This is a genomic window from Paraburkholderia sp. GAS206C (genome assembly GCF_050435645.1).
Taxonomy (GTDB): Bacteria; Pseudomonadota; Gammaproteobacteria; order Burkholderiales; family Burkholderiaceae; genus Paraburkholderia; species Paraburkholderia phenazinium_B.
Genome location: NZ_JBNDKR010000015.1, coordinates 106,047 through 125,523, shown reverse-complemented (window position 1 = coordinate 125,523; position 19,477 = coordinate 106,047). Strand labels below are relative to the sequence as shown.

Here is a 19,477-nt window from a genome sequence, read left to right as displayed (position 1 = left end):
ACGTCGCTCACCGTCCGAGTATCACGCTGACGTTGCTGCCGCCGAACGCGAAAGAATTGCTCATCACGTATTGTGCGCCCGCATGGCGCGGCAAAAAACGTTCTGTCTCGACGAGGTCGAGCACCGGCAGTTCTGCATCGGCCTCGCCATCCCACAGATGACGCGGCAATGCGACGTCGTCGCGCGCGAGTGTGAGCCACGCGAAGCCGAGTTCGTTTGCGCCCGCCGCGCCAAGTTGATGGCCGGTGAGCGGTTTGGTGCCGCTGGCTGCGACACCGCCGGGGAAGACCCGCGCCATCAGGTGCGCTTCCATCTGGTCGTTCTTGCGAGTGGCCGTTGCATGCAGGTTCACGTACCCGATCGACGACGGCGCAAGACCTGCATCATCGAGCGCGGCGCGCAACGCCTGTTCACCGCCGACGCCTTGCGGATCAGGCGCTGAGATGTGATGCGCGTCGCTCGATTCGCCGGCGCCCGCGAGCACGACCGGTCCTTCGTCGCGGCTCATCAGAAATACTGCTGCCCCTTCGCCGATATTGATCCCGCGGCGATTGCGACTCAGTGGATTCATACGTGTCACGCTGGTCGATTCGAGCGAGGCGAAACCCTGCACTGTCAGTTCGCACAGCGAATCGACACCGCCGGCTATGACTGCGTCGCACAGGTTCAATTCGAGCAGCCGGCGCGCCGAGATCACGGCCTTTGCGCCCGAGGTGCAGGCCGTCGATACGGTGAACGCCGGTCCTTCCACGCCGAGCGCCGCAGCGGCGAACGGCGCAGCCGTGCCGATTTCCATCTGGCGATAGTCGAAACCGGCAGGCATCTCACCCGTTTCAGCGTGTTGCGTCAGAGCGGCTTCGGCTGCGCTGATGCCCGACGTGCTGGTGCCGAGCATCACGCCGATACGGCGGGCGCCGTATCGTTCGCGCGCCGCTTCGATGGCAGGGCGGATCTGCGCGAGCGCGGCCAGTAGCAAACGGTTGTTGCGGCAGTCGTAGTATGCGAGGGCAGCGGGCGGCGCGAGCTCCAACGCGCTCGTGACGCGCCCGACGAAGGTCTCGCCGAGGCGAGTTCGCAGCGTACCCATGCCGGGAGCCTGTCCGTTAGCGAGCGCCACGACGATCGACGGCACGTCGTTGCCGAGTGCGTTGATCATGCCGAGCGCATGCAGATAAACACGTGACGTGCTCACGCCGGTTCTCCCTCAGTGCGAGATGTTTGTTGTTTCGACGGAATGCCGATGGGCGCGAGCAGCACGGACACCATGATGCCCAGCGACAGCGTCGCGCCGAAGCTGCGCAACGCCGGCATCGAGCTCATGCCGAGCATGCCGAACGACAGCAGCGTCGTTGCCGACGACAGCAGCACGCCGGTCCACACCGCGCCGGGGTCTGCATCGACGCGCAAGGTGCCTTCGCGCAGGAACACGGCATAGTTTGCGCCTACGCCGAGCACAAGCATCAGCGCAAGCCAGTTGAACAGCGTGAACGGGACGTGCGCGTAACCAAACGCCCCGAGCGTGACGCCAACCGCCAGCAACACCGGCAGCGTCACGGCGAGGCCGCCGCGCGCCCGGTAGCGCACCATCAGCAGGATCAGCACCAGCAGCAGCGCGCCCGCGAGCCAGACGGCGGCATCGACGCGATATTCGCCGAACAGCTTCGACACGCTCGCAGCCTTGTCGACGAAACTCACGCCCGGGACTGCGTGCGCGGCGTCGAGCAGTGCGGGCTCGTTAGCCGCTGTGACGCTTTGCGGGATCACGACCGCGGCGAAAGCGCGGGGTGTCGTCTGCGTTTCGCCGAGCCACAAATGACGGAACGGCTGCGACCATGGAGCGGCGAGCCAGCGGTCGATGGTGAGCACAGAGGAGGCTGATTTCCCGTAGTCCGCGAGCCAGGTATCCACGACTTCGTCGCGAAACCCGGCCTGCAGCAGCATCGTGCGCAAGGCCGCAGGGTCATTGAACACGTGGGCGGCCAGCAGCGCGTGATCGGCTTGTTGCCGCTGCGCGGACGGCACGAATGACGTCACCGATTGCCAGTTCCCCGCACTCGACGCTCCAGTCAGCGCATCGAGTTTCGTACCGAGCGCTTCGGCACGTTCCAGCACGATCTCCGGCGTTTCGCCACGCACCACGAAGAACTGCGCCGTATTGTCGACGCCCACTGCGCGAGCGACTTCGCGCTCCTGGGCGACGAGCGTCGGGTCGCGCTGGATCAGCAGGTGGATGTCGTCATCGCTTCTCAGTTGCAGCCAGCCCGGCGCGGAAGCGATTATCAACAACGCAGCCAGCCACACAGTCCGGCGGCCGCCGATCAGCGCATGCCATTTCTTCAGGAGACGTGCCGCGGCCTTGAACACGGACTGCGGGCTGCGAGCCGGTGCGCGGATAAGCAGCGTCGGCAACAGCAACAGGACCGAAGCGAAGGCGATCGAAATCCCTGCGATGGCAAAGCACGCAATCTGCTTGAGGGCGGGGAACGGTGCGCAGGCGAGGATCGCGTAACCAAGCAGGCTCGTCGCGAGCGCAACGCTCAGCGCGGGCGCAACTGCCCGTGCGCCGCGTTGCGAATCCCAGCCGCGTTGCGCGCCCAGATAGACGACAAAATACTGGATCGAGTAATCGACCGCTTCGCCGATCAGGCTCGCGCCGAAGACGAGCGTCAGCAGATGCAGTTGCCCGAAGACGAGCAGCGTCACCGCGAGGGCGCCGACAATGCCGAGCGCTGTCGAAACGAAACCGAGCAGCAGCAACCGTGGCGAGCGAAAGATCCACAGCATCAGCAGCGCGATGCCGCACATCGATACGAGGCCGATGGCGTGCATCTCATGTTCGGAGGCGCTGCGCGCCGCCTGGGCGTAGAACACGGCTCCGGTTCTCGCGAGCGTGACGTCAGGGTACGTCTGCTTCAGTTCTGCTTCACCGTGTGCGACAGCAGCGAGCACCGCGCGCTGGGTCTGCGTCTCGTAGGCGGAGCCGGGCAGTGTTGCCATCACCAACACGCTTGTCGACGCGCCGCGATGCGAGACCAGCAGGCTGTCCTCGATCTGCAGATTGGAGGTGGCGAGCGGCAAACCGTCCAGCCAGTGCTCGAGCCAGCCGAACGGGTCGTCCCCGAGCTGGGTGGCGAGGCCGCCTTCGGCGGGTGCGTAAAGACGGCGCTGCAGGATGTCATGCAGATTCTGCGGCGCGCCGGCCAGCAGCGTGCGATCAGCTGGTGCGAGCAGGCCGAAGCGGTAGGGCATGTACAGCGCGCCGATCTGCGACATATCGAATGGCGGCAAGGTCGCCGTCACCGAGCGAAACGCGCCAGTCGCGGACAACGTCGCGCCCAACTGCTTTGCGGCAGCCTTCGCATGGGCCGCGTTGTCACTCGTGACCAGCAATACCGTGCGGTCGCCGAGCGCGGCGGCGAGCTTGTCGACGGCTTCTTCTGCGACCGGGTCTGCCTCTGTAGCCGGCAACAACGCGAGCAGATTCGTCTGCAGCGGCGACGGGCCTGCGAAGCGCCAGCCGCAGTACACCGCCGCGGCGAGCGCGAACACCAGCCACGCGGCGCGCATGCCCCATGCCTGTTTCGCGCTTCGCGTGTGCAATACGTCCACTAGGGCGCTCCGAACAACTGCTTCTCGGCGGGCGTCAGGTCGGTCACCGGCGTGCTGTCTGTGAAGTCCAGGCTGGTGACGTCGCCGCTCGCGAGCGTAATGCGCAAGGTGCGCAGATAGTTGCCGCCGCTCATCTGCAATTCCTTGATCGCCTGGGCGAGCTGCGGTTGATTGGGCGTGAGTTGCATCTGCCACAGCGCCGACGTGCCCACTGCTTGCACGTCGAATTGCGAGTAGAGAGCCGAAAGATCGCCACCGAGCATCGCGCGCATCATCCCCGACACCTCGGCGACGCCGTGCGGACCTGACGCGCCGTGAGGGCTGGCTCCCGTCACGCGCTGCCCAGCCGCGTTGACTTCGCTCACGCCTGCATCGGTGATCAGATAGGTTGCCTGGTACGGCGTCTCGACGTGCCAGACGACCCCACGTCCACGCATCAGCAGCAGAGATCCTGAACTGACCAGCGGCTGTTTCAGCGCCGCGCGGGTTTGTGTCTGCGTGAAGCGCGCGCGGATGCCATTTGCGCGCCCCAACTGCGCGGCGATCTGCGATACGAGATTGGTGCTTTGAGTCGAGCCCGAGGCTGCGGAGGCGTTTGGCGGCGCGGCCGCAGCAGCAGCGGCGCGTGCCGGTGACACCGAGAGCTGCAGAGCGAGGCTCGCAGCTGCTACCAGCATCACATGTGCGACGCGTGGTCTTAACGTGCCCATACGCGCTCCAGCTTTTCGAAGACGACAGGCGGCGAGACGAACTGCAATTCCTGAGTGGCTGCGTTGACCGCGACCTGCGTCGTATAGCCTTTCGTCAATCGCGTGCCGGATGCCAGATCGACGATTTCATAGCCTATTTTCAGGCGGTTTTCGTATTCCAGCAGTCGCGTGCGTACTTCGAGTTTTTGGCCGTAAAGGGCCGGGCGCACGTATTTCAGATGTGCTTCGACGACAGGCCATAGATAACCGGACGCCTGCATCTCCGGGTAGTCGTAATCGAATGCCCGCAGCAGCGCAGCGCGGCCTGCTTCGAAGTACTTCAGGTAGTGACCGTGCCAGCAGACGTTCATCGCGTCGACATCGTGAAACGGCACTTCTACGGCCGCGCTCGCCGTCAGAACTTTGGATGAATCGCTCATTGCGCGCCTCCGCCAGGGTGCTCGACCAGCTTGCATGCAGCGATACGCGCGGTCAGGGCGCGCAGGTCCGCCTCGAGCGCGCGGTCTTCGTCAACGAAAGGCGAGCTTGCGCTCACGCTTTCCACAAACGCTTGCAGCGGATGCGGGACGAACGTCGCATCGTTGATCCGCAGACGCAGACGGACCGCCTGCACGGTGGCAAGCGTATGCGCCGCGGCGACCTGCTCGGTCAGTTCCAGCACACGCAGGCAATCGCGCGCGGCGATCGTGCCCATGCTGACCTTGTCCTGATTGTGCGCTTCGGTGGAACGCGAGAAGACGCTCGCGGGCATGGTCTGCTTGAGCGCTTCGGCCGTCCACGCGGACGACGAAATCTGCACGGCCTTGAAGCCGTGATTGATCGGCGCGCGCGCCGAGGTTGCACCGGAGAGGTTGCGTGGCAGCCCGTTGTTGAACTTGTCGTCGACAAGCAAGGCCAGTTGCCGGTCCATCAGATCGGCGAGGTTGGCCACGGCGGTCTTCAACGCGTCCATTGCGAAGGCGATGTGACCGCCATAGAAGTTGCCGCCGTGCAGCACGCGTTCGCTGTCCGGATCGATCAACGGGTTGTCGTTGGCGCTGTTCAGCTCGTTCTCGATATCGCGGCGCATCCAGCTCAGTGCGTCACACGTCACGCCGATCACATGCGGCGCGCAACGGATCGAATAGCGGTCCTGCAGACGGTGGCCCGGCGTGTCATCGCGGCCGGTGAGGTCGTCGCGAATCCAGGCGGCGGCTTCGGCCTGCCCGGCGTGCGGTTTCGCTTCGAACAGCAACGGATCGAAATGCGCGGCGCGGCCGTCGAGCGCGATGGTCGACAGTGCGGTCAGGCGCGCAACGAGCCGCGTCAGATGCGCGGCACGCGCGAACGCGAGACATGCGAGTCCCGTCATCACCGCGGTGCCGTTCATCAGCGCGAGACCTTCTTTCGGCGCGAGCGTGAGCGGCTCGTGTCCGAGTTCGGCCCACACTTCCCGCGCCTCCTGCAGGCGGCCGCGGAACAGCACCTCGCGCTCGCCCACGAGTGCCGCCGCGACGTACGACAGCGGCGTGAGATCGCCGCTTGCGCCAACCGATCCTTCGGCCGGAATACGCGGCAGCACGCGATGGTTGATCAGATCCGCGACACGTTCGAGCAGCACCGGCCGCACGCCGGAGAAGCCGTAGGCAAGCGAATTGAGGCGCGCGGCGATGACCGCAAGGGTCTCGTCGTCATCGAGGTGCCGGCCCATGCCGCAACCGTGATAGCGGGTGAGCTGAAGCGGCAGGGCTTCGACCAGCTCCATCGGCACATCGACCACGCAGGCATCGCCATAGCCGGTGTTGACCCCGTAGACGGTCGCGCCTGCGGCAAGATGGCGGCGCAGGAAGTCGGCGCCGCGCGCGATGCGCTCACGCCAGGCAGGATCGGTGCTCAGAGCGACCGGTGCACGTTGCTGTGCAATGGCAACCACCTCTTCGATCGTCAGCCGCCGGCCGCCGATCGTGATGGGTCCCGCTTCCGCTCGCGTCACTTGTCTCACGTCCTGAGTCAAATCATTTTCGGCCATGTGCGCCTCCGCTGGGGCGCGCCCAGAAATCGAAAAAGTTGAACCATTGATAGGGCGCCTTACGGCAATAGTGCTCGAGGCGCGTGGCATAACGTTGGGCCCACGCGGAAATGTGCCGCTCGCGTTCGCGGCGCGGCAGTTCGATGCGCTCGGCGAACGGCTCGAAATACAAGCGGTAGCCGCCGCGCTCCTTCAGGCAGAAGAACAGATAGACGGGACACTCGAGCGCATGCGCGAGCACGTAGGGCCCCTGAGCGAAGGGCGCGCTCGCGCCGAGAAACTGCGCGGTCGTGGTCCGGCCCATCTGGCGGGCAGGCGTGCGGTCGCCTACGATCACCAGCAGTTCGCCGCGCGCCACGCGCTCCTGCATCATCATCGCGGTTTCCGGGCCGAAGTCGTTCACTTCCAGCAGATGCTGCGTGAATTCGCGGTTCGCCGAGGCCAGAACGCTGTTGAAACGGCGCGCATGCTCCGTGTAGACGATTGCTGTCACCTTGGTTTGCGCGCCGCGTACCGCGAGCGCGCGGGCCATCTCCAGATTGCCGAGATGCGAGCCGATGACGAGCGCGCCGCGGCCGCTCGCGAGCAGGTCGTCCAGTGCGCGGGCATCGTCGAAATTGAAGTCCGCCGGTGCGATCCGGCCCGACCACGCCGTCAGTTTGTCGAAGCCGGACTGCGCGAACGCGAGCATGTGCCGATATGCGGAGCGCCATCCCGGATGTGGGGTTTCCTGCTGTGGCGAAGCCTGTGCAAGGTGCTCGAAGTAGCACCGCGACGCTTCGCGCGCAGGGCGGCCAGTCAGCAGGAAGTACGCGACGATCGGATGCAGCCACCACGCGGTGAGCCGTGGGCCAATTGTCTTGCAACCGAGCACGAGCAACATCATGCCGAGGCGGCTGCCGCGTTCGGCCATGCGCCACCAGGCGGCATGGCCTTCGTTGCCATCGTTGCGTTCGTTGGCACCGGTAGCGCTTGTCGCGCTGGCGTCGTCGTCGGCCTTAACGGCTTGCCGCGGCATCACCTTGTGCAGCAGCAGTAGCGGCAAGCGACACAGCATCCCGGCGACGAGCCGCGTATGCGTGCGGCTGATCCGCACGTTGTCCCACAGCACGTCGAAGTGGGACACCCCGTCCGTCGCATAGGTCACGGGCGTTGGAATCGCGATGAATTCGACGCGGCGCCAGTGCAGACGCACGAGGATTTCGATGTCGAAGTCCATGCGCGTGCCGAGCTTTACCTTGTCGATCAGCGCGCAAGCAATGTCGAGCGGATACAGGCGGAACCCGCACATCGAATCCTGAATCGTCAGCGAGAGCGTTTCGATCCATACCCAGACATGCGTCACATAGCGGCCGTAGAGCCGTGATTTCGGCACGCTCGCGTCATACACCGGCCGGCCGAGAATCACCGCGCGCGGGTTGGCTTGCGAGGCTTCGAGAAAACGCGGTACGTCGGCGGCATCGTGCTGACCGTCGGCGTCGATTTGCAAGGCATGCGTGTAGCCTGCCGCGCGTGCGGCGCGCAGACCGGCCATGACCGCCGCGCCTTTGCCGCCATTGACCGGCAAACGCAGCAGCGTGAGTTGGCCGGCGTATTGCTGCGCCAGCGCGGCGAGCACCTGTTGGGTCGCTTCGTCGCTGCCGTCGTCCACGACGTAAAGCGGCAGGCCGTGCACGACCAGATTCGCCACAGTCGCGCCAATCGCGTCCTTGTGGTTATAGATAGGGATCACGATGCAGGCAGCGTTGCTCATGCAGGCTCCCTGTAGACGATCGCGCCCGAGGCGCAGTCGCGCTCTCCAAGACGATAAGTGAACTGGATTCGTTGACGCGACGCATCGTGCGTGAGCGTCAGCTTGAGCTGCGCGCCGGGCGGCACCGGCGCCATGAATTTGAGGCGGTCTATCGAAGCGACATTGGTCGCAGCGGGCACTTGGACTGCAGCGAGCTTGATGGCCCAGTCGACCTGTACGACACCGGGCAAGATCGGCAAGCCGGGGAAGTGCCCCGCGAAGTGGACCAGCGTGTGTGGCACGTGCAGTTCGTAGAAGAACACGTCGCCCTGTCGAGCCTCGGCCAGCACCTCGACACCGTCCGCGCGCGCCTCGAAGGTTGCGGCGAGCGCGGCGGCCGGAAGCTTGCCGCGCGCATCGAACGGCAAGGCGAGGCGAAAGCGCCAGTGACGCGGCAGCACGACGAGATCGAAATACGCGGCCAGATGCCGGCGCAAGGCTTTCACAAGCGCCACGCGTCCGCTCGTGCGCAATGCTTCGATGCCTGCTTCGGTCAGCACCACGACAGCGCCGGCCCGTTCGCGCGAGGCGTTCGCGAGCCGCGTCACCGCAACCTGCGCGACAAACGGATGCTGCGCGATACGCGCTTCGAGCTCGGCCAGCGAGAGGCGCTTGCCGTCGAGTTTGATGACGCGATCAAGGCGTCCCAGCAGACGGAAGCGGCCGTCGCTGTCGAAGGCGGCTTCGTCGTCGGTGCGGTGCCACTCGTCGTGGCCGAGGTGCGGCGAGCGCACACTGAGTGCGCCATCTTCGGCACGCTGGACCAGAATGCCGGGCATCGCCCGCCACGCGTCCGACTTGTCCTGCTGGCGCCACGCAATGCCGCCGGTTTCGGTGCTGCCGTACACCTCGAGCGGCGCGGCGCCGAAACGCTCGGCGTATTGACGCGCCGTTTCGGCCGCGAGTGGGCCGCCCGACGAGAAGAATGCGAGCGGCGCCGGCGTCAGTGTCGCGAAGGCCGGCAGATCGGGCCAACGCGACAGTTGCGCCGGCGTGGACACGACGACTGCCGCGCCGCATTGGGCGATGCGTGCCTGGAGCGCCTGCGGGTCGGTGCTGACGGTGCGATCAAATGCACGTCCGGCCGCCAGCGGCCAGAACACGCGAAACAGAATCCCGTAGATGTGGTGATGCGGAACGCTCGCCAGAACCGTCGCCTCGCCGAGCATGTCTCCCCATTGCTTTTCAAGCGTATGGACTTCGGCGTTGAACTGGGCGAGCGTCTTGTGAACGGGCTTCGGCGCGCCGCTACTGCCCGATGTGAAGAGCGTCAGGCGAGCGAACGGATCGATTGCCCACGTGTCAGCTGGCTCATCCTGGCGCACCGCTTCATGTTCCAGTGTCGCCAGATCGGCCGCCGTGAAGAGGCAGTCGTAGGCATCGGCCAGATCCGCGAGATATCCCGGCGTGGCGTTGGCCGGAATGACCGGCTCTTTGCCGCTCGCGAGCAACGCGAAGAGCGTGCAGGCAAAGTCGAACGGATCGTCGAGACACAACGCGTAGCGCTTTGCCGGCTGCGCCCGCAGCGCGGCAGCGAGCCGCAACGTGCGGGCCCGGAAGAAAGCGAAATCAAGGACGGTGTCGGCGTCGCGGCACACGGGTGTGTGATCGGCGCGCGCCGAGACCAGCAGGTCATGCAGCGCGATCATGATGCCCCCGAACCCGCGGCTCTCGGCAGCATGACGAAGCGGCGCCACGCGATCTCGGCTAGCAGCAGCACGCCGATCAGCACATAGGCGAGCGCACCGTTATACAGCGACCAGGCTTCGCGCCGCCAGCACAATGCGGTATAGACGGAGAACGCGCTATTCAGCGTGAAAAACACACACCAGAGCTGCGTGATGCGACGGGTATAGCGGATCACCTGCGGAGTCGGATCGGGATTGTGCAGACGGGCGAATTTTTCGACCATCGACGGGCCGTCGACGAGTGTGGCGCCGAATGCGACCAGCAGGCCAAGATTGACGAGCGAAGGATAGAGCCGCAGCAGCAGTTCGCTGTTGGTCCACACGATCGCCACCGACGCGACATTGAGCACCGCGGCGACGCACCAGTCGACCGGCGTTAGCCGCCGCAGCGAGCTCGCGAACGTACCGGTGCCGGCCCAGCGTTGCAGCCAGAGCAGAGCGAACAGCATACAGCCGACGTAGCGCGGCGCATCCCAGTGCCAGGCGCACAGGATGACTAGCGGATAAGCGAGCTTGGTGGCGATGCTCAGCGGGCCGCTGAATTTCCCGCCTGGTTTGCCACTCCGGTTGCCACGCATTTTGCCCTCGCCATGCACGGCGACCGTCGCCGGTGCAGCGAGGTCCTCATCAGCCTCGGTATCGTGCGCGGCAGCTTCGACGACCTGCTGTTTGCACGAGGGGACGGACAGCATCAGTCCTGTGCCGCGAGCAGCGATTCGATCGCACTGATCACGTCGCCGACCGTGCGGACCTGCTTGAACTCTTCCGGTTTGATACGGCGGCCTGTCATTTCCTGCAGCTTGATCGCGAGGTCGACGGCGTCGATGCTGTCCAGATCGAGTTCTTCGAACAGATGCGCTTCGGGCGTCACACGTGCCGGCTCAATAGCGAAGTTCTCTTTGAAAATGGCGCGAATGCGCTCCAGAATTTCTGCCTCGGTCACGATTATTCCCCTGTGCTTGCGGTTGCGCCGACTGCGGCGGCCGTATCCTGCTGACTGGCGATCAGCGCCGCCAGGCTGCTGACCGAGCGAAAGTGATCGCGCATGCGCGGGTCATCTGCGCTGATAACCAGGTGGTATTGCTTGCGCAGCACGATGCCGATCTCCAGCGCGTCGATCGAATCCAGTCCGACGCCGTCCGTTTCGAAGAGCGGCGCGTCGTCGTCGATATCCGCGGGCGTCAGGTGTTCCAGATCGAACGCGTCGATCAGGAGCTGCTTAATTTCCAGTTTTAAAGAATCCATAGTCGAACAGGTGCTGGGTAATGTGCTTCTCGATAGCATGGGTCACGCTTCGTGCTGCAAGGGACGGCGGTTCATCCTGAATCGCGAGCTGCTCGGCCCCGACGGGATCGAGCACGTTCACGCTGATACGGAACGGACGCGGCGGCACATCGTACCAGCGCATTTCCTTCGTAAAAGCTGGTGGATTGCAATTCATCAGGACCGGGACAATCGGTACCCCCGCATCCAGCGCAATATAGGCAAAGCCGCGTGAAAACGCGTGCAACCGGTTCGGCGCGGGACTGCGCGAGCCCTCGGGGAAAATGATCATCGTATGGCCCGCGGCGAGCTGGCGCGAGCAGTCCGTGACAAATTCGACCGGGTCTGCGTTGCTCACATAAGCGGCCGCGCGCACGATGCCCCAGAAGCAGGGATTACCCCAGTGTGCGTTCTTCACCACGCAGCAGGCCGACGGTACCAGCGAGAGCAGCACTACGACGTCGAGATACGTCGGATGATTGGCCACGACGATGGCCGGGCCGCTGGCGCGCAATCTCGCCACGCCTTCGACTTCGAGTTCCATCACGCCGGTCCACTTCAGAGCCGCGACGAGTGCCCGAAAGAAATAGTGAATCACCGTCGTGACCGCACGTTGACGGGACGCGGCATGCGGCCACAGGCAGACGAGCGGATAGGCGAGGATCGAGAACAGCATGCCGCAGATGCCGAACACCACGAAGCTCATGCCCGTGGCGAAGAGCCGCCAGCCGTAATTAAGCCGTGCGGCCATGCCATCTCCATTGCCAGCTGACGTTCGCGCTTTGCCACGCTGCGGGCTGGCGGGAGTCGAGGCAGCGGACAAGCGCCTCGCTTTGTGTGGAAAGGCGCGGATCGGCCCCGTTTGCCTCGTCCATTCCGCTGACGGCGCATTCCAGGTGACCTTGGGCGGTGTCTGCGTCGACCAGGATTGCGAGGGCGCCTTCCTGGATTTCGTCCGCGACGTTGCCGTACACCGCATCGGCGGGCTCGTCGGCATAGACGACCAGCACTGGCGGCGAGGGCTGCTGCATGTGTTGCGCGTAGGCTTCGAGCAACGCGTAGCCTAGCGATTCCGGGCCAGCCGAGATGGCCGTCGCGGGCGAGCGGTCGCCGCGCGCAATGCCGAAGATGCCGGACATGGCGTTCAGGACAGACAGGCTGAAGGCGTTCGGCGAGACCTGCTCGGCCGCGGTGATGTTGCGCAGGATGTCGGTGGTGCGCCGCAACTCCCCGTGTCGCGATGCGAACACCATGCGTATGGCCTGTTTCCCGTCCGTACAGTCGTGCGCTACCTTGAGCGCCGCCTTTGACAGGGAGCTCAGGCGTCGACGCACCATCGGCTCAATAAAACCTGTATCGGGTTTCGTCGCGGACATGGGGGACCAGAAGGACCAGTATGCTACCGGCATGGTCCAGCGCAAATCGGGCATATCGGTGTTCTTATATTGAGGCTGCAACTGCTTCGGGTTTAGCCGTCAGAACGAATTGGCAAATTTCGTTAAAAGACAGCGCGTTACGGACCCTAACGATGTGCAGCACGGATACAGCGTGTTTATCGATAGGTACGTTAACGGCATTTTGCGCGAATTATATAGGGCCGGGAATAGAAATAATCTGCCTCGGCCGATACTGACGAGGTTTAACGCGTACTGCGAAGCAAATTGGCATTAAGCCGGAATCGTCGCGAACTTTTTACTCGGAGGTGAAAGCCTGACGTAATGTGATAAAGCGAAGCCCTTGTTGCCTGGCCGCTTCAATCACATGAGGCAGGACAGAGAGCAGAACAGGCTGGCCGTTAGCGGCGGTCGCGGCATTGCCGTCGTGCACGAGAAGGATGTCGCGCGCCGCGAGACTGTCAAGCAAGCGTTGCTGGACCCGCACGGGATCCGTTTCGCGGGTGTCGAAGCCGCGTTTCGTCCAGGCCACGAGGCGCAGATCGAAGGCCTGCAGCACCGGTTCGAGAAGGACGTTGCGCAGACCCGCCGGCGCACGGAAGAATAGCGGGCGCTCGCCGGTGAGCTCGGTCAGCGTGCGTTGTGCCGCTGCCACTTCCCGGGCCAGTGCGATTGGACCTTTTACCGAGAACGTGTGACGGTGCGTCTGCGAATGATTTTCCACTGCGTGACCGCGCGCCACGATCTCGCGGGTGAGCGACGGATAACGGCGGGCCAGCGTACCGATGCAGAAGAATGTGGCGCGAACGCCATGTCGATCGAGCAGATCGAGTACTTGCGGGGTGACGACGGGGTCCGGGCCATCGTCGATGGTCAGCGCGATGGAGTTGGCGTTGCCTGCGACCTCCGGCAACCGGGTCCAGTTTGGCCCGAGCACCGATGAGCGCGGCCATAGTCCCGCCGCCGTGACAGCGGCATGGTTGATGGCGGTGCCCGCAAGCCACCACGGCCATGATGACGGCGCGAGTGCACAACCGGCCAGCGCGGCGGCATGCCAGGCGGCGGTCAGCTTCAATGCATTGGGGTGGCCTGTGACAGGCCAGCGACGTGAGGACGTCGTGTCCAATCCGAGGGGCACCCGCGAGACGGGCTCGGTCATCCTGCTTCTTCGACTCTCTAATAGACGGCCGGCTACGCGGTGGTCTTCCCGACGCAAATTACGTTTGCGAAAGGGGCGGATCCGCGATGTCCGGCGCATTCGCTCAAGTCCGAAGTTTATTGCATGAGCGGGGATTGGTGTAGCGCCAGACGACGAGGTGTGGCGTGAGAGCCGTTTTATTTGTGGCGGGACTTTACGCTCGTTCGACTCTGTGCAAACGGGAAGTACGTTGCGGGTGGAAGGCGTCGTACGTTGGTCGCTCGCTGGTCAATGTATTGGTTAAGGTGAGAGGATTCGGGATGGTGAGGACTTCCAGGAGTTGCTGCTTATAAGGTGAGGAGTTCCAGGAGATCCCGAACAGCGCGTGTTGTTGCTCGAGACGAACTCAAGCGCTTACATCGGCTTACTTAGAGCAACAGGAAGTAGAAGCATCGGATTGCGCAAACGATGTCTCATGTCTTGCTAAAGCGTGTGTAAACAAGGGTGATTCAGCGAATACCCGCGTACGCTGGCGACAAACTTCTGTACGGTTTTGTAACTACGTTCTCAAACGCGATCCTTCGTCGGTTGATATGTTCTGGGCATTGCATTTCACGGATTCTGAAGCGACGGTATCCGTGCTCGCAATACCTCACGAAGGAGAAAAGCATGAGAAAGTTAGCGATAGTAGCGGCCCTGGCTGCGTTGACGGCAACCCTGAGCGGTTGCTGGTGGGGACCGGGCCCAGGTTGGGGCGGCCCCGGTGGCGGTGGTCCTGGTGGTCCCGGCGGCGGACCGCATGGCTCGATCGCGGTGCCCACCAACACTGCTCAAGGATAAGCCTTGGCTATGGATGGGCCGGCGCATCCTGCGCCGGCTTTCTGCGTGTGTGCGGCTAGCCTCGCACGTACGTGACGATCTCCACGCGACGATCCGGTTGCAGGCATCGAACCAGATCCGCGTTATCCATATTGCCGCATTGGGTCACGGGGTCCTGGCTGCCGAGTCCGTCGGCGCGAATCTTCTGCGCCGGCACACCTTGCTGGACCAGTACCGCCTTGACTGCTTCGGCTCGCCTTCTGGATAGCTCCATGTTGTAGGAATCGGACCCGAGCCGGTCGGTATAGCCGCGTACCTCGACGTGACCGAAAGGATTCGCACGCAGTCGTGCCGCGATTTGCGAGAGGTCTTGCAGACCCGCGGGGCGAATGTCGTTGACATCACCCCGGTCGAAAGGAAACAGCGCGTCCGCAGACAGACGCTCGACGCGCGGCGGCGGGGGCGGCTCAGGCGCGGGTTGCACCGTTGCCGGATACACACCATAGGCAACACGCGGTTGTGTGACCCACCCACCGGTAACCCACACATAACGGCCATGTTCCCACTGCCAGTAGCCGTGGTGCCACATATATCCAGGGCGGGGCGGCGGAGCATATTCGCGAACCGGAGCAGGAATCGGCACGAGCACGACCTGTGCGAAAGCGGCTGGCGCCGTTGCGGCGAGCGCCGCGGCAGCGATCAGCGTGCGTACCATCACGCGTGAATATGAGGCCCGTTGACGGGAGGAGCGCGCGCGGTCTTCGACCGGTTTTGATTTTAGGAACGTCATGAGACAACTCCGGATTGTTGTGGGGCGCCTTGGTTGAAATCGGCACATGCGCATTCTAGAAAGAGCGCATATGACAAGCTCTCTCGGTTTGTAACGAGACGTGTGCGGTGTTACGGATTCTCGGCTCAGGCGCTGTGGCTGGGGCTGAAGCAATTGAAAACAATGGTTAAACGGCTGAGACCGAATTGACGAGGGTGAGGATATTCGGGGGCTGCCGCAGAAAGCACAGCGACGTTAAACATGTCGCGAGTTTAACCCGTTGACATCTCAATTGCTGTTTAAAGGCCTACCTGGGAATGCAGATTAATTGCAGCTGCGCCCGAAGGTGAGGTTTTTCGGGAGCCAAGGCTCGCAACGAAGAGGTGCGGCTTTAAGCTCGTGTCGCCTTCACCTTTCGACGATCTTCGGTGAGGATTTTCCTGGGCATGCTTATCACCTTGCCGATCAAAATCAAACCTGATTTGCTCCTCGACGAAGCGCGCGTTGCACATCCCTGACGCCGGACTCATAACCTCATGCGTTTCAACCACTTGCGTGGTTTGCCCGCGAGTTATGCACACCCTTGCAAACAGAATCTGTGGACAACTTCGTTGCCGTAGCGGCCTCCATCCCTGTGAATGGAGAAATGGGATAAACAATATATACTGTTTTGCGTATTTCTCACCCGGAGATAACCATGGCCGCACCCAGCACCAGGAAGCCGAGCAAGAAAACCACTCCCGCATCGAGTCGCGCAAACGGCAGAACCAGGCCCGCTGTTGCCCCCGCTGCGGCGCCGGAAAAGCCCGCGGTGCCTGCCAGAGCGGCCAGGGCGGCCAAAACCGCCAAGCCGGCCAAGCCGAAGGCTGCGGCGCCGAAAACTCCCCGTGTGAAGCCAGCCAAGTCTGTAGAAACGAAGCCAGATAGCGTCACGGCAGAACAAAAAGCAAAGCGCCTGAAGAAGGAAAAGGTGGTCCGCGACAGCTTCACCATGCCGAAGTCGGACTACGAAAAACTCGCAGCGCTCAAGCAGAAGTGTCTGGATGCGGGCGTGGCCGTCAAGAAGAGCGAGTTGCTGCGCGCGGGTCTGCTGCTGCTCGAAGGGGTGCCGATTGCACGATTGCTCGATGCGATTTCGGCCGTCGAAACGGTCAAGACAGGGCGGCCGGCGAAATCGCCGCAGCACGACGCGGCGCAGTAAGCGGCGAGACTGCTGGGTGCCAGCAAAGCAGCCTTTTTAGTCTCCGTCGCAATGCGCTGCTGGCGAAAGGTGAGTCTTTTCGGGAGCGTGGTTTGAGCGATGCCGCCAACGCTCGAGCGCTGTGCGACGCAGTTGGTTTTCATGGATCACCGCACGCTGCACGCCGCGCGCCATGAACCGGCCCGGCCAACCGTCACTCACGGCAACGGCCCGAGCGTATGCGCAAAGCGCCGAGCTGTTTCGAGACCGAAGCGGCTCGGCAGCAACTTCGTGTCGCGATCGTGCTGTACCTCGAAATCCATGCGCCACGCGGCAATCCGTTTGCCGTAGCAGATCAGTGTATCGAGCGACTGCATCACGAATACGATGCCGGGCAGCACCTCGCGATACAGCGTCTCAGCGCGAGCCACATCGCCGTTCGCAAATGCTTCGTAGACACGTTGTTGCCAGTCGAAGCAGTCCGGCGCCACGATCATGCCGGCGCAGCCGGCGCGCAGATTGTCGAGCAACTCCAGGCCGCCGCGCCCGTTCAGTACCGGCATCAGATGGCCGACGCGTGCAATGGTCTCCGCGAGCACGATCGACGGCCCTTCGCCTTTGAGCAGCTGGAAGTTCGGACATCGCACGGCGAGTCGTTCGAGACTATCGGGCGAGAGTCCCACGCCGAGATATTCGGGAGCGTTCTGGATGCCCATGGGTACGTCGAAGCCGTCCATCACGGTAGCGAAAAAATCGAAATAGAAAGTCTCAGGTTGAGGCGCGGTGCCCGGCGGCAACGAGGGCGGCTGCAGGATAAGCCAGCTTGCGCCTTGCGCGGCAGCGAAGCGGGCCAGTTCGCGTTGAGCCTCGACCGAGGTGCCGCTGACAGTCACCGCGAGCGGCAACGCGCCGCCGCTATCTTCAATCGCCCACTGGATGACCTGCTCGCGTTCGACGCGCGAGAGCTTGTTGACCTCGGTCGCCAGTCCCAACACGGCGACGCCGGGCGCACGGGCCCCGACGACAGCTTGCATCTGTCTGCGCATGGCTTCCCGATCGAGCTGGTTGTGACGATCGAAATACGCGTAGAGAATCGGATAGATGCCTGCGATTCGAGGTTCGCTGGTGCGGGACGAGTCCATGGCGTCGAGCCACCTGTTCAATGAGAATCGCGCGGCACGGCTGCGCCGCTCGAGCCGACGAGAAATTCCAGATCGGCACCGAGGTTGGCCTGCTGGACGCTATTCACGTACAGCTTGTACCAGCCGCGCTCAGGTGACGGCGGCGCTTGCCAGGCCGCCTTGCGACGCGCCAGCTCGGCGTCGTCCACATCGAGATGGAGTCGGCGTCCCGTTACGTCGAGTTCGATCATGTCGCCGTCCTGCACGAGTGCCAGCGTACCGCCCGCGGCCGCCTCCGGGGCGACGTGCAAGACTACCGCGCCGTAGGCCGTGCCGCTCATGCGGCCATCCGAGATGCGCACCATGTCCGTAATGCCCTGCTTCAACACCTTGGGCGGCAGCGGCATGTTGCCGACTTCGGCAAAGCCCGGGTAGCCCTTCGGTCCTGCGCCTTTGAGCACCATGACGCAACTGGCGTCGATATCGAGGTTGTCGTCGTTGATCCGTGCGTGCAGATCTTCAACGCTTTCGAATACCACCGCGCGGCCTCGGTGCTGCAGCAGCGCCGCCGTTGCCGCCGACGGTTTGATCACAGCGCCGTCGGGCGCCAGGTTTCCCTTTAGCACCGCGATCCCCGCCTTCGCTTTGAACGGTTCCTCAATCGGGAAAATGACCTTGCGGTCGAAGCATTCAGCCTGGCTCACGTTGTCCCAGATCGTGCGGCCGTTCACGGTCAAGGCATCGCGATGAAGCAACTCCGCTTGGCCCAGTTCGCGCAGCACCGCAGGCAAACCGCCAGCGTAATAAAAATCTTCCATCAGGAACTCGCCCGACGGCTGCAGGTTCACGAGGCAGGGCACATCGGAGCCGTATTCCCAGTCTTCCAGCGTCAGGTCGACGCCGATGCGTCCGGCAATCGCCAGCAGGTGAACCACGGCATTGGTCGAACCGCCGATCGCGGCGTTGGCGCGAATCGCGTTTTCAAAGGCCGCACGCGTCAGGATTTTGTCCATCGTGAGGTCTTCGTTGACCATCTCTACGATGCGGCGCCCCGCCATGTGAGCCAGGACCTGGCGGCGCGCATCGACGGCGGGAATGGCGGCGTTGTGCGGCAATCCCATGCCGAGCGCCTCGACCATGCTGGCCATGGTCGAGGCTGTGCCCATGGTCATGCAGTGGCCGCGCGAACGGTTCATGCAGCTTTCTGCCTCAATGAACTGCTCCATGTTCATCGTACCGGCGCGAACCTGCTCGGACATTTGCCACACGCCGGTGCCCGAGCCGATTGTCTGGCCGCGATAGCGGCCGTTTAGCATCGGACCGCCCGAGACGGCAAGGGTCGGCAGATTGCACGACGCTGCGCCCATCAGCAGCGCAGGCGTGGTCTTGTCGCAGCCGCATAGCAGAATCACGCCGTCGATCGGATTGCCGCGAATCGACTCTTCGACATCCATCGAAGCCAGATTGCGAAACAGCATCGCCGTGGGCCGCAGGTTCGACTCGCCCAGCGACATGACCGGAAACTCCACCGGAAATCCCCCCGCCTCGTAGACGCCCTTCTTGACGTACTCGGCCAGTTCCCGAAAGTGGGCATTGCAGGGTGTGAGTTCCGACCACGTATTGCAGATGCCGATTACCGGCCGGCCGTCGAACAGATGGTGTGGCAGTCCCTGGTTTTTCATCCACGAGCGGTGAATGAAGCCATCCTTATCGGCTTTGCCAAACCAGGCCTGGCTGCGCAGAGGTTTTCTGGTGGGACTGTTCACAGGTGTCTCCTTTGATGCGCTTCAATCAAGCTCTTTGCAACGCGACGCTTGCTGCGCTGTTTGCAATGAACTTTAGGAGCGGCCCGGAGGTTCGTCAATCAAAGTGCGGGTGTCCCCATATCTGAAGCTGCCTCGCTCGACCTTGACACGTCGTGTCACGCGAGAACGCCCGGTGCGAAACGACGACGCCAGGTCAAAGGTGAGTACTTTCGGGAGCGCG

The 19,477-nt window shown here is 63.4% G+C and carries 19 protein-coding genes; 2 read left to right on the top strand and 17 right to left on the bottom strand.

Annotated elements, in window-relative coordinates:
• Positions 1-7: 7 nt before the first annotated feature.
• The 13 genes from P3T20_RS34065 to P3T20_RS34005 all read right to left on the bottom strand — a co-directional run bounded on the left by P3T20_RS34065 (position 8) and on the right by P3T20_RS34005 (position 13,623).
• Entirely contained in the window at positions 8-1,156 is a 1,149-nt protein-coding gene (locus tag P3T20_RS34065; RefSeq protein ID WP_254369071.1) for a beta-ketoacyl-[acyl-carrier-protein] synthase family protein, read from the bottom strand.
• Between the two features lie 32 nt (positions 1,157-1,188).
• Positions 1,189-3,609, bottom strand: coding sequence for an MMPL family transporter (locus P3T20_RS34060; protein ID WP_074266730.1), 2,421 nt, complete (start codon positions 3,607-3,609; stop codon positions 1,189-1,191).
• Complete coding sequence (locus tag P3T20_RS34055; RefSeq protein ID WP_074266729.1) at positions 3,609-4,319, bottom strand: LolA family protein; 711 nt, start codon at positions 4,317-4,319, stop codon at positions 3,609-3,611. The genes P3T20_RS34060 and P3T20_RS34055 overlap by 1 nt, the downstream gene beginning before the upstream one ends.
• Entirely contained in the window at positions 4,307-4,738 is a 432-nt protein-coding gene (locus P3T20_RS34050) for an acyl-CoA thioesterase (RefSeq protein ID WP_074266728.1), read from the bottom strand. The genes P3T20_RS34055 and P3T20_RS34050 overlap by 13 nt, the downstream gene beginning before the upstream one ends.
• Positions 4,735-6,327, bottom strand: coding sequence for an HAL/PAL/TAL family ammonia-lyase (locus P3T20_RS34045; protein ID WP_074266727.1), 1,593 nt, complete (start codon positions 6,325-6,327; stop codon positions 4,735-4,737). The genes P3T20_RS34050 and P3T20_RS34045 overlap by 4 nt, the downstream gene beginning before the upstream one ends.
• The gene (locus P3T20_RS34040; RefSeq protein ID WP_074266726.1) at positions 6,314-8,080 is read right to left on the bottom strand and encodes a glycosyltransferase family 2 protein; all 1,767 of its coding nucleotides are present in this window, start codon (positions 8,078-8,080) and stop codon (positions 6,314-6,316) included. Before P3T20_RS34040 ends, P3T20_RS34045 begins: the two co-directional genes overlap by 14 nt.
• On the bottom strand, positions 8,077-9,768 hold the full coding sequence (locus tag P3T20_RS34035; protein ID WP_074266725.1) for an AMP-binding protein: 1,692 nt from the start codon (positions 9,766-9,768) through the stop codon (positions 8,077-8,079). Before P3T20_RS34035 ends, P3T20_RS34040 begins: the two co-directional genes overlap by 4 nt.
• On the bottom strand, positions 9,765-10,385 hold the full coding sequence (locus P3T20_RS34030) for a hypothetical protein (protein ID WP_074269244.1): 621 nt from the start codon (positions 10,383-10,385) through the stop codon (positions 9,765-9,767). Before P3T20_RS34030 ends, P3T20_RS34035 begins: the two co-directional genes overlap by 4 nt.
• Before the next feature lie 113 nt (positions 10,386-10,498).
• Positions 10,499-10,750, bottom strand: coding sequence for an acyl carrier protein (locus P3T20_RS34025; protein WP_074266724.1), 252 nt, complete (start codon positions 10,748-10,750; stop codon positions 10,499-10,501).
• Between the two features lie 2 nt (positions 10,751-10,752).
• Positions 10,753-11,052 carry a phosphopantetheine-binding protein gene (locus P3T20_RS34020; protein ID WP_074266723.1) on the bottom strand — a complete coding sequence of 100 codons (300 nt, stop codon included), beginning with the start codon at positions 11,050-11,052 and terminating at the stop codon, positions 10,753-10,755.
• Positions 11,027-11,821 (bottom strand): lysophospholipid acyltransferase family protein, encoded by a 795-nt coding sequence (locus tag P3T20_RS34015; protein ID WP_074266722.1) that lies wholly within the window; start codon positions 11,819-11,821, stop codon positions 11,027-11,029. The genes P3T20_RS34020 and P3T20_RS34015 overlap by 26 nt, the downstream gene beginning before the upstream one ends.
• Positions 11,805-12,446: a beta-ketoacyl synthase chain length factor gene (locus tag P3T20_RS34010; RefSeq protein ID WP_429289171.1), complete on the bottom strand. Its 642-nt coding sequence runs from the start codon at positions 12,444-12,446 to the stop codon at positions 11,805-11,807. The genes P3T20_RS34015 and P3T20_RS34010 overlap by 17 nt, the downstream gene beginning before the upstream one ends.
• A 316-nt stretch (positions 12,447-12,762) precedes the next feature.
• Positions 12,763-13,623, bottom strand: a complete 861-nt coding sequence (locus tag P3T20_RS34005; protein ID WP_074266720.1) for a polysaccharide deacetylase family protein — start codon at positions 13,621-13,623, stop codon at positions 12,763-12,765.
• Between the two features lie 648 nt (positions 13,624-14,271).
• Between P3T20_RS34005 and P3T20_RS34000 the strand changes: the two genes are divergently transcribed.
• On the top strand, positions 14,272-14,442 hold the full coding sequence (locus P3T20_RS34000; protein WP_167379420.1) for a hypothetical protein: 171 nt from the start codon (positions 14,272-14,274) through the stop codon (positions 14,440-14,442).
• Positions 14,443-14,497: 55 nt separating this feature from the next.
• Here the strand turns inward: P3T20_RS34000 and P3T20_RS33995 are convergent, their stop codons facing one another.
• Positions 14,498-15,211, bottom strand: coding sequence for an OmpA family protein (locus tag P3T20_RS33995; protein WP_074266719.1), 714 nt, complete (start codon positions 15,209-15,211; stop codon positions 14,498-14,500).
• A gap of 660 nt (positions 15,212-15,871) precedes the next feature.
• Positions 15,872-16,183 (bottom strand): hypothetical protein, encoded by a 312-nt coding sequence (locus P3T20_RS33990; protein WP_367946967.1) that lies wholly within the window; start codon positions 16,181-16,183, stop codon positions 15,872-15,874.
• Between P3T20_RS33990 and P3T20_RS33985 the strand changes: the two genes are divergently transcribed.
• Positions 16,182-16,391, top strand: coding sequence for a hypothetical protein (locus tag P3T20_RS33985; protein ID WP_367946966.1), 210 nt, complete (start codon positions 16,182-16,184; stop codon positions 16,389-16,391). The genes P3T20_RS33990 and P3T20_RS33985 overlap by 2 nt on opposite strands.
• A gap of 197 nt (positions 16,392-16,588) precedes the next feature.
• On the opposite strand, the gene P3T20_RS33980 is transcribed toward P3T20_RS33985, so the two are convergent.
• Positions 16,589-17,512, bottom strand: a complete 924-nt coding sequence (locus tag P3T20_RS33980; protein ID WP_174567545.1) for a dihydrodipicolinate synthase family protein — start codon at positions 17,510-17,512, stop codon at positions 16,589-16,591.
• Positions 17,513-17,529: 17 nt separating this feature from the next.
• The gene (locus P3T20_RS33975; protein WP_074266717.1) at positions 17,530-19,257 is read right to left on the bottom strand and encodes an IlvD/Edd family dehydratase; all 1,728 of its coding nucleotides are present in this window, start codon (positions 19,255-19,257) and stop codon (positions 17,530-17,532) included.
• Positions 19,258-19,477 lie beyond the last annotated feature (220 nt).